Raw genomic sequence first — 16,596 nt, 5'->3', positions numbered from 1 at the left:
GTCTGCAAAAGTCTCGACGGCAGGCGGTCTACGTCGCGACGACGGGATCTGACGAATGGACGGCCACCTGTCGTCGGAACATGCGAGCGTATTGACCGTTGCTGTGCAGCAGTTCCGCGTGTGTGCCGCATTCGGAGATTTGTCCGTCGGACAGAAACACGACCAGATCCGCCTTTGACGCGAATCGCAGGTTGTGAGTCACCGTGAACGTGGTGCGCCCGGCGCGGACTCGCAGCAGCGATTCGATGACGGCCTGTTCGTTGTGTTCGTCCAGTCCGGTCGTGGGTTCGTCCAGCAGCAGAATCGGCGACCGACGAATGGCCGCGCGGGCGATGGCGATTCTCTGACGCTGGCCGTGCGACAGGTTGACGCCGCGTTCACCCAGTTGAGTGTCGTAGCCGTCAGGAAGCTGCTGAATAAAGTCGTGAGCTGACGCGATGCGGGCGGCGGCTTCGACATCATCGTCGGTAGCGGCGGGATTGGCGTAGCGGATGTTGTCGCGAATCGAGGCGGCGAACAGCATGTTGTCCTGCAGCACGATACTGATTTGCGACCGCAGCGACTGCAGTGTCCATGACCGAATGTCCGCCCCGTCGATCAGGACTCGCCCGGCCTTCGGATCGTACAGCCGCATCAGCAGACTCAGCACGGTGGACTTGCCGATCCCCGATGGCCCGACCAGAGCCACGTGATGTCCGGGCGGGATATCCAGATTCAAACGACGCAGCACAACGGATTCCGTGTCGTAGCCGAAGCTGACGTTTTCAAGTTGCACGTGCCCCTGAACGGCGGGAGCCTGAACGGCGTCCGGATAGTCACAGACGCTCGGTTCCGTATCCAGCAGTTCGATCACGCGTTCGCCGGCGGCGGTGGCTTTTGACAAGCGTCCGGTGTATTTCGCAAAGTCCTGCAGCGGTTTGAATCCGCGTTTCAGGTACGTCAGAAACACGACCAGTTCTCCGGGGCTCAGTTCGCCGGAAAGAGCGTAGCGGCCGCCCTGCCAAAGTACGGCGGCGGATGCGGTGGCGATCATGACGTCCACCGTTCGTTCCAGTCCGGCGGTCAGTCGGCTGGTGCGGACACCTTCCTTCTGGCTCTTGTTATTCTGACTGGCGAAGGCCGTGTGAAAGACGTTCTGCAGCGACAGCGACTGCACGGCCTGCTGAGCGGACATGGATTCCGACGCCGTCGCCGCCAGCGCGCCTTCTCGCCGGCGCTGGCGGCGTGAGGCGTCGTGGATTTTTCGTCCCGACCTGGCCGCAAACAGCCAGAACACCGGAAACGTGCCGATGGCGATCAGGGCCAGCTTCCAGTGCATCCACAACATCACAGACGCCATGCCCAGCAGAATCAGCAGGCTGGAAGCCAGCGGCAACAGTGCCGAAATCACAACTTCCTTCAGCATGTTGACGTCGCTGATCACGCGAATCGTCAGGTCTCCCTTGCGAGACGAATTGTGAAAATCGAGCGACAGATTCTGCATGTGTCCGAACAGGTCGGACCGAAGCTGAGTGATGATTCGGTTGCCGACCAGCGCGAATCCAATGGTCTGGCGATATTCGAAAAAGGCGCGAGCGGCGGTGATCAGGACGATCGCGAACGCGGCAATCGTCAGCAGTGTCAGCGTGTCGCCGGATTCCGGCGCGAGCTGTCCCGGAAGCTGCTGAGCGACGATGCGGTCCAGCACATACTTCAGCGGCCAGGGTTCGAAGATACGAAACGCGACGCCGGTAAACAGTGCCGCCAGGCCCGCCGCGATCGCCTTCCATTCGCCGCGCATTCGCGGAGCGAGGTAACGGAAAATCCGCCAGGAACGCGGCAGACTGTCGAAAACAGATTTCGGCCGGCTCATCGCAGGACCTCCGCGAGCATCGGTTCGCCTGCCGCATCGACGGTCGCCAGAATTGCCTGCAACACATGATCCCACGTGTGCTGACGAAGAATCATGGACCGGGCAGCGTCACCCAGTTCGCGACACAAATCCGGATTGCTGTACAGCGTCCGCAGCTTGTCGGCCAGGTCGGCACAGTCTTCCGGAACGCACAGCAGACCGTTCTTTCCGCTGGTGATGATCCGCGCGGGAGCACCGACTCGGCTGGCGACCACCGCGCATCCGGCGGCCATGTATTCGTAGATTTTCAGTGGCGAAAAATAGAAGCCGTCCAGGTCCGGATACGGTGCGACGGCAACATCCACGTGAGCAAGAATTCCAGGCACGCGATCGTGATCAACGGCTCCGCAGAATTCGACCATATCCACGCGGGACGGCATTGTTCGGTGAACACGGTTTTGCAGAGACTGCCGTTCCGGTCCGTCACCCACGATTCGCAGGCGAACGTCGGGATACGTCCGGCTGACCCGGGCGAACGCATCGATCAGAGTCTCCACACCATGCCACGGCTTCAGCGAACCGACGAATGCGATCGTGAACGGATGGTCGGCGCGGAAATGACACGTCGACCCGAAGTCGGAACGGCGCGTCACGCGGTCTTCGGTTCTGCAGAAGCGTTCCGCGCTGACGCCGTTGGAAACCACATGCACGCGGCGTGACGTCTCCGGGCGTTTTCGCAGGTAGTCGGCAACTTCCTCCGACACCGCCACCAGCGAACGCGACGACGCGAACGCGCGCGTCGTGAGTTCTTCCGCCAACTGCGGTTCCGTCAGCGTTCGATAGCGAGACTGTTCTTCGATCAGAGGTGCGTTGACTTCCAAAACGGACGGGATTTCGTTGTCGGCCGCGTATTCCTGTGCGGCGAAGCTCCACAGCGAATAACGTTCGTAAATCAGATCGTACGGACCGTTTTCCTGCAGCGTCGCATGCAGGCAGCGATTCGCGTCGAACACCAGATCTCTGGCCGCATCGCCCTGCGATTCGCCGGGCACGAACTGAGGAAGCCGGTGAACGCTGGCATCGCGCAGATCATCAGCCGGTTCGCCTCCCGGACGTGACGCGTACAGATCCACGGTCCAGCCGCGTTTCAGCATGGCTCGCAGGACCTCCTGCACGTGGATGGAACAGCCTTTTTTTCCGAACACGGGCACACCGCGATCGGCACAGACGTAAGCGATCCGCATCAGAGGGCCTCCTGCAAAACGCCGGCGTTGGCTGTTTTCTCAGCGAGCCGGTCGCTGGCGACGGCCGAACAAAACAGTTCGCGAATCGCCGCCGAGTTGCGGTGGACGTCGAAGTTGTCTTCGATCTGCTGGCGGGCATTCCTTGCCAGACGCACGCGAAGATCGGCCGATTCGATCAGTTTCTGCAGCGCGTCCGCGAGCGATGTCGGATCGTGCTGAGGAACCATCAGCCCCGTTTCACCGTGTTGAATCACTTCCGGTATGCCGGTGACATCGGTCGAAACGCAGGGTGTTCCGAGCGCCATCGCTTCCAGCAGAACGGTTGGCAGACCGTCCCGGTTTCCGTCCTGGCCGATGATGCACGGCGCGGCGAACACAGCCGATTCGCGCAGAGCCCGAATGACGTCCTGCTGCGGCCGCGGACCGGCGAGTTCCACGCTGGCGAATAGACCGAGTGCCCGGATCTGCGACTGCAGTTCGTCGTGCAGGTCGCCGTCGCCGATGATGCGGCAGTGAAACGGCACGCGTCGCTGCGTCAGGATTTCGCATGCCGAGACCAGGTCACAAAACCCCTTCTTTTCCACCAGACGCCCGACCGCCAGGATCAGCGGCGAACGCGTTTCGGGAGCGTCGTATTCGAAGTCTCGCAAATCCAGGCCGTTGTAGATCCGGCACACGGCCTGCGATTCGTCGGGAAACCGGTCGCGCAGATAGGCTTCGTTGAAATCGCTGACGGTGATGACCGAACTGGCGTCGCTCAACTTGCGGCACAGGTCATCGGCACCGACGTCTTCGTGAAAAATGTCCTTGGCATGCGCGGTGAATGAAAATGTGATGCCGGCGAACTTCGCAGCCAGCCGGGCCACTGTCGCGGCCGCCGTCGCAAAGTGAGCGTGCAGGTGATCGATGTTTCGCTCGCGAACCAGAAGCGCCAGTCGAACGGCCTGCCAGGTGTCTCCCGCCGATTCCTGCCGCGCTTCAGCAAGGTTCGTCCAGAAATTCGGAAGCTGTCTGCCCGCTTTCTGCAGCGACTGCCACAACAACTGAGCTTTCAGATTTCCCAGCGCCGGCGACGAATCCGGCGACACGCGGTCCAGGTACGTGACGGGAGCTTTCACGCGGGCGATCCGGTCCTGAAAGTGCGTATCAACGGGTGCTCGCAGAGAAAAGATTTCGATGTCGAGTCCGTCGGCTTCGTGAGCGAGGATTTCGTTGACAATGAATGTCTCGGAGAACCGCGGATAGCGCTTCACGACATAGCCGATTTTTGGCCCCGCCGGTTGCAGCAGATTACGATCGGGCATGGCTGGTGAATCCTCTTTCTCAAGAACTGCGAAACGTGAAACGGGAAGTTCATTCCGTGGCGCTCATCGCTCGCGGCGACGTCACGGGATGCACAAGTTCATTGACCAGATCGGTGATCCGGTGCAGGCCGTCCAGATCCAGCACGGACCGCGAAGAAAGCCGGTCGACGGGCGGGTTGCGCAGCCAGTCGGAAATCGCGGCGGGACTTAAGTTCGACGGATGCAGCACCTGGACCAGCCCCAGATCGCGCAGCCGCTCGGCTCGCATCAGTTGCTCTTCCCGCGGCGTGACGCGAGGAACAATCAGCGCGGGTTTGTTGAACGACAGAATGGAACTGACCGTGTTGTAGCCACCCATCGCGACGACGCGATCCGCGCGGTTCATCAGCAGATCGGCTTCGATCATGGAATCAATGAACTGCAGCCGCGGACGGGATTCCGCCAGTTGGCGAAGAGTCCGGCGGTCAGCGTCCGGCATACATGGCCCGGCCAGAATGACGCCCGAAACGCCTTCCGGAAAATGCGACTGGCAAAACGCGGCCGCCACGGAAAAACCGTCCTGACCCCCGCCGACAAAGCACGCCACAAGTTCGTCCCGCGTGTCGCGAACATTCGGCGAGTCGACTTCGGGATGACCCGGCATCTGCTGCGATTCGTCGAACAAATGAGTTCCGGAAGTTCCGTGACTGCGATTCGATGCCGGACCATGCAGCGCTGATTCTTCATTCGTGCCGGATTGCTTCCATTCCAGCAATCGAGCCTTCTGGTCCAGGTACCCCGTGAAGCGGATGCGATCGGAGATGTCGTGCAGGTCATATTCGCGAATCGGATCAAACACGTTTCGGTCACCGTAGATCCAGACGTGGTCGTAGTGTTTGGTGATCGCCCGACGATAGCCGCCGGATTCGAATTCCTGATGCACGATCGATGGCGTATCCAGGATGTCCCGCAGTCCCAGAACGCAGCGCGTGCGGCCGGTTCGGTTCAGATCGGTGAGTGTGTCATCCAGTTCGTTCAACACACCGCGCGGCACCTTGTCGACGATCAGGATGTCCGGCTGGAACGCGCTCACGGCGGCACGAATCGTCTGACGCCGAAGCCGGATGATTTCCGCCAGAGAAAAGCACAGGTTTCGCGCGGAATAGCTGCCGGCCGGATTCTTGTGCAGAGCCGGCAGAGTGACGCAGTCGATTCCTGCGTGAGACGCGAAGACTCCGGCTTCGCTGGCTCCGGCAAGCATCAGCACATGACCGTCGACGGGTGCCTGAGTCAGCGTCTGAGCCACCAGCAGGTTTCGGCGCATGTGGCCGATTCCCATCGTATCGTGAGAGTACAACACAATTCGCGGCCGCTGCCTGGGCGCGCGAGTTCTACCGTTGGTATCGCCCATCCTGCTGATCCGCCTGCGAGTCTTTGTTTTGCGAGCTGAAGCGATCATGTCCTGTTCTGTCCTGTGTTGGAGTCACCGCGTCACCATCTCAGGCTGCGGAAGGAGTGGGACCGGCACCGGCACGATCAAAACAAGCGATGTCATCTCCGGCGCTTTTGCCGGCGCCGGTCCCGCTATCCGCAGTTGCCTATTGAATTTCATCCAGCGCTCGAGCGACCGCGTTTCGCACGCCTTCATCGGGATCATTTAATGCCAGTTTCAGCGCGGGAACGGCGGGAGCCGCGTCCTTGTCAATGTTCTTCAGCGCTTTGGCGGCGTAATAGCGGACCTTTGGGTTATCGTCCTGCAGCGCTTCCGCAAGCTGGGGAACCGCATCGCGCGCCTCCGGTCCGAACTGACTCAGCGATTTGACCGCGTAGTAGCGAATTTCCTCGTCGGTGTCCGACAGGGCATTCGCCAGAGCCGTCGTGACTCCACTGGCGCTGATACCGACCTTCGAAATGGCCTTCGCCGCGCGATAGCGGACTCGCGATTCCGGATCGCTGACCAGAACTTCCGACAAAGCGTCCGCGGCGGGTGCCGCCTGAGGCCCCAGTTCGGACAACCGCTTGGCGGCCTTGTATCGAGTTTCAGAATCGGTGCTGGAAAGGTCGTCGATCAGCACATCCACTTCCGTCTTTTCCGAAGTCAGCCACAGGCCGAAGACCAGCAGCAGCACAAGTGACGAACTGCCGGCGATGATGCGGTGTTTGGTGTTCATGGTGGTCGAGCCTGAAGATCCGCGAACAAGCGGTAATGAGTTGATCGTGCCCGCAGTTGCGATGCGGCATTGAATCGCCGGTCACACGGGCCGGAAATCATCGGTGAAGGCCGTTGCCGTCAGGAACGAACGCTGACGGTGCGAAAGCACCGTGCGTCGGCGAGGGGAAGGAAATCGTCAGTACTCGCCGACAACTTCGCCGTCGTTGATGTCGCCCAGAGCCTCGAAGGTGTCTTCGTCGATGAAGTACGAGATCAACCGCACGGAACCATCGGCCAGCAGGAACTGGACTCCGCCCGGGTGCGACGAACCGAACAAGCGCTCGCCGTCGCCGAATTCCGCAGAGTAGTCCGGGGCGGGATGGCGGTCGGTGCGGCGGATCGTGTCTTCATTCCAGCCGACGGTGTAGCCTTCGTTGTCGTCGTCCTGCCGCTGACCGAGATACCTTCGGTTCAGGCGCTTTTCACCGATCGCCAGAGTCTGCGACGTGCCGTCGATCAGGTCTCGAAATCGGTTCGGCTGAAATCGTTTTACGAAACCGGTCCCGTCCGAATTTGCAGCGGCGTAGTCGCACTGAGCATTCCGGATCGTCGTCCCGCTGATCGGCGGTTCATAGAAATCATCCGTCGTAAACACCTGCGGACCGCGACGCGAAGGACAGAAGAAAACGGAGTTCGGCGTTGCAACCGCAGTGACCGGATCGCTTTGCCAGACATTGGCCGCTTCCAGATACGGAAGCACCTGAAATCCCCAGCCGGCATGTTGCGGCTCACCGATTTCCGGCCGGCCGCCGGTAAACGTGGGAGCGTGATTCCACGTCCAGCCACCGGTCGGAAAATATCCGTGCGTGTCGTGATGATTGTGAAGCGCCAGCCCAAGCTGCTTCAGATTGTTCCGGCACTGAGTCCGGCGTGCCGCCTCGCGAGCCTGCTGGACGGCGGGCAGCAACAGCGATATCAGGATCGCGATGATGGCGATCACGACCAGCAGTTCAATCAGCGTGAAACCACTGCGGCAGGATTCCTGCTGCGACTTCAGAATCTGCGACGACTGAAATTTCCGGTGCGACAACATCACCAGGCTCCCCGGGGCCAAAACGAAACGAATCGAACATCCCCCCCGAAATTGTGAAGATTTCTTCACATTCGGGGCTGACAACGGGAGCGAAACGAAGTGATGGCGTCCGCCAGGAAAACCCTCGCAAATCGGGAATCCGGCAAAACGTACGGGGATTCTCCTACAACGCCGCGTTCGCACCGGTGCGGCAATCAGAACTGAAAAACCGTGGGGAGACCGAGGCCCGCAGTTCGGCGATCATCGCCCGGCGGCTGGCAGACGACGAGCACGTCCACATTCACCGAATTCTCGTCTTATACCGCGAGCGGGGCAGAATGAGACATTCGGGCTCGCGGGAGTAAGAAGAGCGAAAAGTATCGGCGTCCGACGCGGCCAGTATAAAGCCGTCTGGATCACGAATTCTTTCGCTGGCGAACGCCCGTAAGGATCCGCCGGAATGGTGCTCAATGGGATTTGAAGAGGCGGCTCAGCGTCGTTCCAATTGCCTGAGCAACGTCCTATACTGCCGAACTTTTCCGCGGGTTTCGTGTCATCCTGCATGACCCCGCCCTTCCGTGATCTCACCAAATTCACCCGACGAGTCCGATGCCCGACCAACGCAATCTGTTCAACAAAGTCTGGGATCTTCACACGGTTCGCGATCTGCCGAACGGGCAGACGCAGTTGTTCATCGGACTGCACCTGATTCACGAAGTCACCAGCCCGCAGGCCTTCGAAATTCTGCGTGACCGCGGCCTGAAGGTGGCGTATCCGAAGCGGACGATTGCCACGGTCGATCACATCGTTCCGACCGCCGATCAGTCGCGGCCGTTTCAGGACAGGCTGGCCGAACAGATGATGTCGGCCATCGAGAAGAACTGTTCCGAATTCGGCGTGACTCTGCTGGACCTGAAGGACAACCGGCAGGGAATCGTGCATGTGGTCGGCCCGGAACAGGGGCTGACTCAGCCCGGCATGACCATCGTCTGCGGCGACAGTCACACCAGCACTCACGGCGCGTTCGGCAGCATCGCGATCGGTATCGGTACCAGCAACGTGGCTCAGGTCCTGGCGACTCAGACAATGTTTCTCGATCGGCCGAAAGTCCGCCGCGTCGTCGTTGAAGGCGAACTGGCTCCGGGTGTCTTCGCGAAGGACGTGATCCTGCACATCATCCAGCAACTCGGCGTGCAGGGCGGAGTCGGCTATGCCTACGAATACGCGGGCAGTACCTTCGACGCGATGTCGATGGAAGAACGCATGACGGTGTGCAACATGAGCATCGAAGGCGGTGCCCGCTGCGGCTACGTCAATCCGGACCAAAAGACCGTCGACTATCTGCAAGGCCGCCCGTTTGCTCCGCAGGGCGAAGATTTTGACCGCGCCGCGAAGTGGTGGCTAAGCCTGGCATCCGGAGAAGACGCTCAATTTGACGACGAAGTTTTTTTCAATGCGTCGGAGATCGAACCGACGGTCACGTGGGGAATCACGCCGGCTCAGTCGGTCGGAGTTTCGCAGCCGCTGCCACGCCTCGCCGACGTCGCAGCCGGCGAACGCACGCTGATCAAAGAAGCTCTGGAATTCATGGGGCTGGAAGAAGGCCAGCCGGTCCGCGGCACAAAGATCGACGTGGCGTTCATTGGTTCTTGCACCAACGGTCGCATCAGCGACCTGCGCGAGGCAGCTAGCGTGGCGGAAGGCCACAAGGTCGCTCCGAATGTGAAAGCCATCGTTGTCCCCGGTTCGCAACTTGTTCGCGAACAGGCCATGAAGGAAGGTCTGGACAAAATCTTCGAAGCGGCCGGCTTCGAATGGCGCGGAGCCGGCTGTTCGATGTGCCTGGCGATGAATCCCGACAAACTTCAGGGCCGCGAAGTGTGTGCTTCCAGCAGCAACCGCAACTTCAAAGGCCGCCAGGGCAGCCCGACCGGAAGAACTCTGCTGATGAGCCCCGCCATGGTCGCCGCCGCCGCGATCAACGGTGAAGTCACCGACATTCGCGAAATGGCGGGAGCACTGGCGTGACGAGCCCTTGACGACAGGACTGAACCACGGAGGCACGGAGATCACGGAGTTGGACAATCACTGCCTCTGTGACCACCGTGCCTCCGTGGTTCAAGAATCCCGACCCGCAGATCGAGTACCCCAATCCGCAAAGAAGTCAGAAACCCAATGCCATCCAACGAAATCAAATCCGTCACCGGAACCGGTATTCCCCTGCTGCTGGACGATATTGATACCGACCGCATCATTCCCGCTCGGTTTTTGCGATGTGTGACGTTCGAAGGTCTTGGCGAACACGCGTTTGAGGATGATCGTCAGCAGGATGCGAATCATCCGTTCGACAAGCCGCAGTACCAGGGGGCGTCGGTATTGATTGCCGGGCGGAACTTCGGCTGCGGGTCATCGCGAGAACATGCGCCTCAGTCGCTGATGCGGTGGGGGATTAAGGCGATCGTGGCGGAGTCCTTCGCGGAAATTTTCTTCGGCAACTGCTGTTCGCTGGGAGTCCTGGCGGTTACGGCGGATCGCGGCGACCTGCAGAAGCTTTCCGCCGCCGTGGAAGCAGCACCGGGAACCGAAATCGTTGTGAACCTGGAAGCTCAGACCATTGCAGCCGGCGATTTGAAGATCCGACTCGGCATGCCCGCCAGCGCCCGCGAAGCACTCGTGACCGGTCAATGGGATTATCTGGGACAGTTGCTCGCCGCTCAGGACCAGGTCAAACAGCATGCCGCGAAAGTTCCGTACCTGAATGAATTTCGCTCGGTCGCGTCTGCGTAAAGCGATCCCTGCACTGACCGCGCACGACGAACGCTTTGATCACGGGAACCGCGCTGATTCGGCGATTGTCCGGATGGCAGCGTTTCTGGAAGTCGGCGTTGGGAATCCCCGGCTTTTTCGTCCGTCTCTCGGACGATTCCCCGCTCGCTGAATGCCGGCCTTGGCCTGCGCGGCGGGTGCTGATTACGTATTGCCGAAAAACGCGGATTTCCGGAAAATCCCGCGATGAACACGCTCATCCGCACACTGATTCGCCTGCTGAATGATCGCAAACCGGTTCGTCACAATTCTCGGCGAATGAGGTGTCCGTCATCGCTTACCTCAGCCGGGCATGTCGAAGCCCTTGAAGCCCGCACACTGCTGACGCTGAATATCGCGTTCGACTATTCGCTGGACACGAGCGGTTTCTTCAACGACCAGGTTCGCAAGGACGCGCTGGAACGCGCGGCGAGTACACTGGAAGCCCGCATCGCGGACACGTTCACGGCGATTACTCCCGGCGCCGGCAATTCCTGGACGGCCGTTTTGAATCATCCCACGACGGGCGTGACGCATCAGATTTCGAATCCCACGATTCCCGCGGACACAATCGTGGTTTACGTGGGAGCACGTTCGCAAACGGGACTGGCGGAAGGCGGACCGGGAGGCTTCAGCGGCTCCGGCAGCCAGGCATTTCTGGATAACCTGACAACTCGCGGCGAGAGCGGAATCAATCCCAATCCCGGCAACACCGCCAACAACACAGACTTCGCGTTGTGGGGCGGGCAGATTTCGTTTCGGCCGACGGCGGCATGGCACTTCGGCACGTCGAATCCGCCTGGCGGAACCAACGATTTCTATTCCGTGGCGCTGCATGAACTCGGTCACGTGCTGGGAATCGGCACTGCACCGCCGTGGGAAAATCAGACGGATGGTTCCAATCGATTCACAGGAACCGCGGCGGTCGCAAGTTTCGGCGGACCGGTACCATTGAATCCGGACGGTGACCATTTCGCTTACGATACAACCAGCGTTCTGCCGGGGACGTCGATTTCTCAGGAAGCGTCGCTGGACCCTGATATCACCACCGGTACTCGCAAGGAATACACCGAACTGGACTGGGCGGTTCTGGATGATATCGGCTGGGATCTGGTGGAGCCGGTGCTTATTGACTACGGCGACGCTCCCGACACGGCGGCCGGAACGGGAACCGGCAACTATCAAACCACGGCTGCCGACAACGGTCCCAGCCATTTCATCGATGATCGCATCATGCTGGGAAGTCTTGTCGACAGCGACAGCGGGTTGCTGCAGGGACCGAACGGCGTCGATGACGACCAGAACGGATTTTCCGGTGACGACGAAGACGGCCTGGTTGATTCCGCCACCGATCTGACTCTCTATGCCGGGATGATTCCGACCGTTCGCGTAAACGTGACGAACACGACGGGCAGTCTCGGCACGCTTTACGGCTGGATCGATTTCAACGCCGACGGAATTTTCAGCAACGCAACCGAACGCGTGTCACTTGCGGTCGCCGGTGGTGTCACGAACGAAACAGTGACGCTGACGTTTCCCGCCGTTCCGGGAGGATTCACGGGCGCCACCTTCGCTCGTTTTCGGCTCAGCACCGACGCCGCGGCGGCCGATTCCACCGGACACGCCGCTGACGGTGAAGTCGAAGACTACCTGGTCACGATACTTCCCGTCGACTACGGCGACGCACCGGATGCAACCTCCGGAACCGGGGCTGGCAATTACCGCACTCGTTTTGCGGACAACGGTCCGGTTCACCGGATCAGTTCGCAGTTGCGACTGGGAAGCACCGTTGATTCCGACAGCGGCGTGCAGCAGAATTCCGGCGCCACCGCTGATGATGATGCGGGAAGCGACGAAGACGGCGTGATCGATCCGCAGACCCGGCTGAATCTCATCGCCGGCCAGTCCGCCGTGATCTCATTGAAAGTCACCAACGGAACCGGACGAAACGCCACGCTGACCGGCTGGATCGATTTCAACGGCAACGGTGTCTTCGGAGAACTCAACGAAGTCGCTTCGCTGGTTGTCCCGTCCGGAGCATCCGACGCGACCGTGGCTCTGGTATTCACGGCTCCGCCGAATGTGTCCGCCAACAACACATTCGCCCGATTCCGCATCAGCACAGATGTCGCCGGAGCAGCGCCCGTCGGTTTCGCGTCGGACGGTGAAGTTGAAGATTACGCCGTCACGATCACACATCCGGATTCCACCGTCACGCTGCCTCGCCTGCAGTGGCCCGCTGTTTCGGGAGCGGACAACTATGAACTGTGGGTGAACGATGTGACTCGCAACCGGTCGCGAGTGATCCACGAACTGCGACTGCCCGAAACGGAGTTCCTGCCCTATGACGGTCTGCTGCCCGGTTCCTACCGCATGTGGGTGCGAGCGTACTCCGGCAACAGCGTCGCTGGCGGCTGGATGCCCGCGTCCGACCTGACAATCGTCGCCGGTGGAAGTGTGCCGGTCGTCACAATTCCGGAAGACAATCTCAACAATCCCGTGCCGCTGATTTCGTGGTCGGCTGTGCAAGGCGCCGTCCGCTACTCCGTGACAATTGACGACGTGACGAACGGGGTCTCCGGCGTCATGGTCAGCGAGTACGTGTCGGTGCCGTGGTTTCGTCCGACGTCCGCGCTGCCGCCGGGAACTTACCGGGCTACTGTTCGAGCCGCCGCCGACAATCAGCCGTTCGGCGGCCCCTCCGAGCCGGCGCAGTTTCAGGTCTTCGACACGGCCAGCACGAAACCGACCGCGGTCGCACCGTATTCCGGCACAGCCAATACGCTGCCGACGTTCGCATGGACTCCGGTTATGGGAGCGACGCATTACGATCTGTGGGTCGACGGTGTGACCAGCAACACTTCGCAGGTGGTTCGCCAGCGTCGCGCGGAAGCCGCTTCGTTTACGCCCGACGCCGCTCTTCCCGCGGGCACATACCGGTTCTGGGTGCGAGCCTACGACGAAGGCACACCGCTGGGAACCTGGAGTGCCCCGCTGGAATTCACCGTCAGAGCGGACCCCGGCGGTGCGCGGATGCTGGCTCCCAACGACAACAACACCGACACGCTGCCGGTGTTCGCATGGACGATCGCGGCGAACTCTTCGAAGTACGAACTCTGGGTCAGCGATCTGACGCGAAACGTGTCGCCGCTGATCCGGGAATCATCCATCGCCGGAACATCGTTCATTCCGGAAAATGCGCTGCCCGTCGGCCATTACCGGGCCTGGGTGCGCAGCTACGATCAAGGTGACAATCCGCGAGCCTGGAGCAGCGGGCTGGACTTTGAAATCGAATTCGCCGACTCCGCGTCACTGATCAGCCCGACTGCCTTCGTCACGACAGCGGCCGCAGATGTGATCTTCGCCTGGACGCAGCCGATCGAAGCGGCCGGCAACTTCCGGTACGAACTGTGGGTCAACGACGTCACTCGAAACATCGCCCGAGTCATCCACGAAACGCAACTGACCTCGCAGTCCTTCGTCCCGACCGCGCCATTGGCTTCCGGCCTGTTCCGAGCGTGGATTCGTCTGTTCGACACCAACGGCAACGCTCTCGCCTGGAGCCCCGCCGTCACCTTCACCGTCGGATAGGGAGGAGTCGGCAGTCGGCAGTCGGCAGTCAGGATGCCACAAGGCCACTGACTCCTGACTCCTGACTCCTGCCCCCGCCCTTCCGTCACCGTGCTTCCGACTGCAGGCCGTGTTCTTCAATTTTCTTGTGCAGTGTGTTGCGGTTGATGCCGAGGCGAGTCGCTGTTCGAGTCTGAACTCCCTGGCACTGTTTCAGCACCTGCAGCAGCAATTCGCGTTCAATGCGGCCGATGACGGCGCTGTAGACTTCGTTGGAGTCCGGTCCGACTTCCGCGATGCCGCGGCTGACCACGTCCGCCTGCAGAGATTCCAGGTCTTCATCATTGCGGCGACCGATGCGAACGGGAGCCAGGCCGCGGACGTGTTGAGGCAGTTCGCCCACGTCAATCACGTCGGCGCAGGCCAGCACCAGAGCCCGCTCAATGTAGTTCTGCAATTCCCGCACGTTCCCCGGCCAGTCGTAGGTGGAAAGAAAATGCAGAGCCGCCGGCGTCACCTTGGCGGCGCTCAATCCGTTTTGCCGGGAATATCGCTTGACGAAAAAATCGATCAGCGCGGGAATGTCCTCCTGGCGTTCTCGCAATGCCGGCAGGTAGATTGGAATGACGTTCAGCCGGTAATAAAGGTCCTCACGAAATCGACCGGCCTGAATCTGGTCCATCAGGTCGACGTTGGTCGCTGCGATCACGCGGCAGTCGACTCGAATCGTGCGAGTGTCCCCGACACGCTCAAATTCATGTTCCTGCAGGACTCGAAGCAACTTCACCTGTAGCTGATAGCTGACGGAATTGATTTCATCCAGAAACAGCGTGCCGCCGTGTGCGGCTTCGAACCGCCCCGTGCGAGTCTCAATGGCACTCGTAAACGCGCCCTTCATGTGCCCGAAAAGCTCGCTTTCCAGCAGGCTTTCCGACAACGCGCCGCAGTTGACACGAATGAAGGGACCAGTGGCACGCGGCGAAAGTTCGTGCAGCGCGCGAGCGATCAGTTCCTTCCCGGTCCCCGTTTCACCGGTCAGCAGCACCGTGGCCGACGTCGGGGCGACCTTTCGAGTCATCCGGTAAACTTCCTGCATCGGCGGACTGGTGCCAATCAGTCCTTCAATCAGTTCTCCGCTGGCGGGCATCCGTTAAGTTCTGCCTGGTAATTGAGCAATTGTGTTGGGATTCTGTCTGCACATGCAGTGCGAACCGGATTCTATTCAGCCAGGCAGCCGTGCCAAGCAGAAAACGCCCCGTCCGAGAAATGTCGCTGCTTATTCTCTAAACGGAAACAGAGAATCTCGCTCACAATGTCGGCAGTGCTGTTGGCGGAACGTAGGGTCGTCGGATCTCTGAATTCCCGAGTCCGACTACATCGCAGCGGGCTCGGAAATCCGAAATCCGCGATCCCCCCATTCGCCGCCCCGTATGCCGGATCGTCGCCTTAGCGTGAGACCCCGTCCAACGCAGCCGTAGCGGTCAGGCAAAACCACGCAGACACGGAGGACACGGAGCCAGGTCGGCGACGCGGCTGCGGGATTCGCTGGCCTGGGGCCTACATTCTGATGTCCGGGTCGTCGCGGAATTGTGGAGGGCCGTTTTCCGGTCGCTGATAGAATCGCGACAGATCGATGCCGCCTTTCTGTTCCATTTCCAGCAGTTTCAGGCGGCTGTTCAATTTTCTGCAGCCTGGCTTCGAGAAATCCGGGAAGCTTTTCGGGTTCGGATTCCTGATCCGGCCGGGGAACCGCCGGATAGTTGAGCTGCCGCTGCAGTGCGGCGAACAGGTACAGCGGGTCTCTGCCGATGTTGGCTCGCGCGATCCGTCCCTCCTGTTCACCGAACAGCACGGGCATCGCGGTGGTTTCGGCGGATGCATCGCGCGAAGTGTCCTCGGGTTCGACACCGCCGTGCTGCGACCGTCGTCGGTCCTGGAAATGCTGTGACGCGCGGTAGACGATCTCGGACAATTCGCGGGTTCCCAGCCGCAGCCGCAGTTTCTGAATCCAGCGCCGCCAGGTTTCGTCGTAGACCACGTCTTTCGACATCGCGGTCAGTCCGTCGCCGTAACCCAGGCGGTTGCGGGCGATGCATTCGAACTGATAGACGAATAGTCCCGCCTGAGTCGCCGGCAGCGCGCGGTACTGGGCTTCGCGTTCGAGGATCTCCAGGCCGGTGACCTGGTCAAAACGCGATACGTCGTCTTCGGCACGGTTGATGACGAAGGCCTGAAACGGCGTGAAGTAATGGGACAGGCGAGCCATCGCGTCACCGATCCGTCCCATGTGCAGAATTTCTGCTCGCATGAAATCGATGGCCTTCGGAAGATTCGTCGTGCTAAGAATCTCTTCCTGGATCGTCTTCAGAATTTCCTGCGACGGCACGTTGTTCTGCAGTCGTTCGCGGTAGACGCGAAAGAAGTAGGCCTGTTCGATGTACTCTTCGCGAGGAAGCGGTTGAGCCGTCATGGGAGTTCCGTGAAGTCGGTGGAACGAGGTTCCGTTGTCTGCCAAGCCCGCAAGTCTAACGGTTACAGGCGGAAGACGGGACCGCCCGGAGAAAGCTCGCAACGCGTGCGGTCGTCGCCGGAATCCGTCGGTTTGCGGCGGTCAGATTCGCACCGGTTAGCGGTCTAAG

General features: G+C 60.5%; 11 protein-coding genes. 3 read left to right on the top strand and 8 right to left on the bottom strand.

Going from position 1 to position 16,596, the window contains the following annotated elements:
* Nucleotides 1–28: 28 nt before the first annotated feature.
* The 6 genes from R3C19_10040 to R3C19_10015 form a co-directional block, all read right to left on the bottom strand.
* Complete coding sequence (locus tag R3C19_10040) at nucleotides 29–1,852, bottom strand: ABC transporter ATP-binding protein (GenBank protein MEZ6060692.1); 1,824 nt, start codon at nucleotides 1,850–1,852, stop codon at nucleotides 29–31.
* Complete coding sequence (locus tag R3C19_10035) at nucleotides 1,849–3,075, bottom strand: glycosyltransferase family 4 protein (GenBank protein ID MEZ6060691.1); 1,227 nt, start codon at nucleotides 3,073–3,075, stop codon at nucleotides 1,849–1,851. The genes R3C19_10040 and R3C19_10035 overlap by 4 nt, the downstream gene beginning before the upstream one ends.
* The gene (locus tag R3C19_10030) at nucleotides 3,075–4,379 is read right to left on the bottom strand and encodes a glycosyltransferase (protein MEZ6060690.1); all 1,305 of its coding nucleotides are present in this window, start codon (nucleotides 4,377–4,379) and stop codon (nucleotides 3,075–3,077) included. Before R3C19_10030 ends, R3C19_10035 begins: the two co-directional genes overlap by 1 nt.
* 49 nt (nucleotides 4,380–4,428) lie before the next feature.
* Nucleotides 4,429–5,817 (bottom strand): hypothetical protein, encoded by a 1,389-nt coding sequence (locus R3C19_10025; protein MEZ6060689.1) that lies wholly within the window; start codon nucleotides 5,815–5,817, stop codon nucleotides 4,429–4,431.
* A 139-nt stretch (nucleotides 5,818–5,956) separates the two neighbouring features.
* Entirely contained in the window at nucleotides 5,957–6,529 is a 573-nt protein-coding gene (locus R3C19_10020) for a HEAT repeat domain-containing protein (GenBank protein ID MEZ6060688.1), read from the bottom strand.
* Between the two features lie 177 nt (nucleotides 6,530–6,706).
* The gene (locus R3C19_10015) at nucleotides 6,707–7,603 is read right to left on the bottom strand and encodes a DUF1559 domain-containing protein (protein MEZ6060687.1); all 897 of its coding nucleotides are present in this window, start codon (nucleotides 7,601–7,603) and stop codon (nucleotides 6,707–6,709) included.
* 588 nt (nucleotides 7,604–8,191) lie between these two features.
* Between R3C19_10015 and leuC the strand changes: the two genes are divergently transcribed.
* The 3 genes from leuC to R3C19_10000 all read left to right on the top strand — a co-directional run bounded on the left by leuC (nucleotide 8,192) and on the right by R3C19_10000 (nucleotide 13,978).
* A complete protein-coding gene (gene leuC / locus R3C19_10010) occupies nucleotides 8,192–9,610 on the top strand; it encodes a 3-isopropylmalate dehydratase large subunit (GenBank protein ID MEZ6060686.1) in 1,419 nt (472 codons plus the stop codon).
* A 147-nt stretch (nucleotides 9,611–9,757) separates the two neighbouring features.
* Complete coding sequence (gene leuD / locus R3C19_10005) at nucleotides 9,758–10,369, top strand: 3-isopropylmalate dehydratase small subunit (protein MEZ6060685.1); 612 nt, start codon at nucleotides 9,758–9,760, stop codon at nucleotides 10,367–10,369.
* A gap of 225 nt (nucleotides 10,370–10,594) precedes the next feature.
* Entirely contained in the window at nucleotides 10,595–13,978 is a 3,384-nt protein-coding gene (locus R3C19_10000) for a GEVED domain-containing protein (protein MEZ6060684.1), read from the top strand.
* 85 nt (nucleotides 13,979–14,063) lie between these two features.
* On the opposite strand, the gene R3C19_09995 is transcribed toward R3C19_10000, so the two are convergent.
* Together R3C19_09995 and R3C19_09990 are read right to left on the bottom strand one after the other, a co-directional pair.
* Entirely contained in the window at nucleotides 14,064–15,104 is a 1,041-nt protein-coding gene (locus R3C19_09995) for a sigma-54 dependent transcriptional regulator (protein ID MEZ6060683.1), read from the bottom strand.
* Nucleotides 15,105–15,329: 225 nt separating this feature from the next.
* A complete protein-coding gene (locus tag R3C19_09990) occupies nucleotides 15,330–16,427 on the bottom strand; it encodes a hypothetical protein (GenBank protein MEZ6060682.1) in 1,098 nt (365 codons plus the stop codon).
* Nucleotides 16,428–16,596: the final 169 nt, after the last annotated feature.

This window comes from Planctomycetaceae bacterium (assembly GCA_041398785.1).
Taxonomy (GTDB): Bacteria; Planctomycetota; Planctomycetia; order Planctomycetales; family Planctomycetaceae; genus JAWKUA01.
Note: the sequence above shows the minus strand (reverse complement) of the source record. Positions and strands in the feature narration are given on the sequence as shown.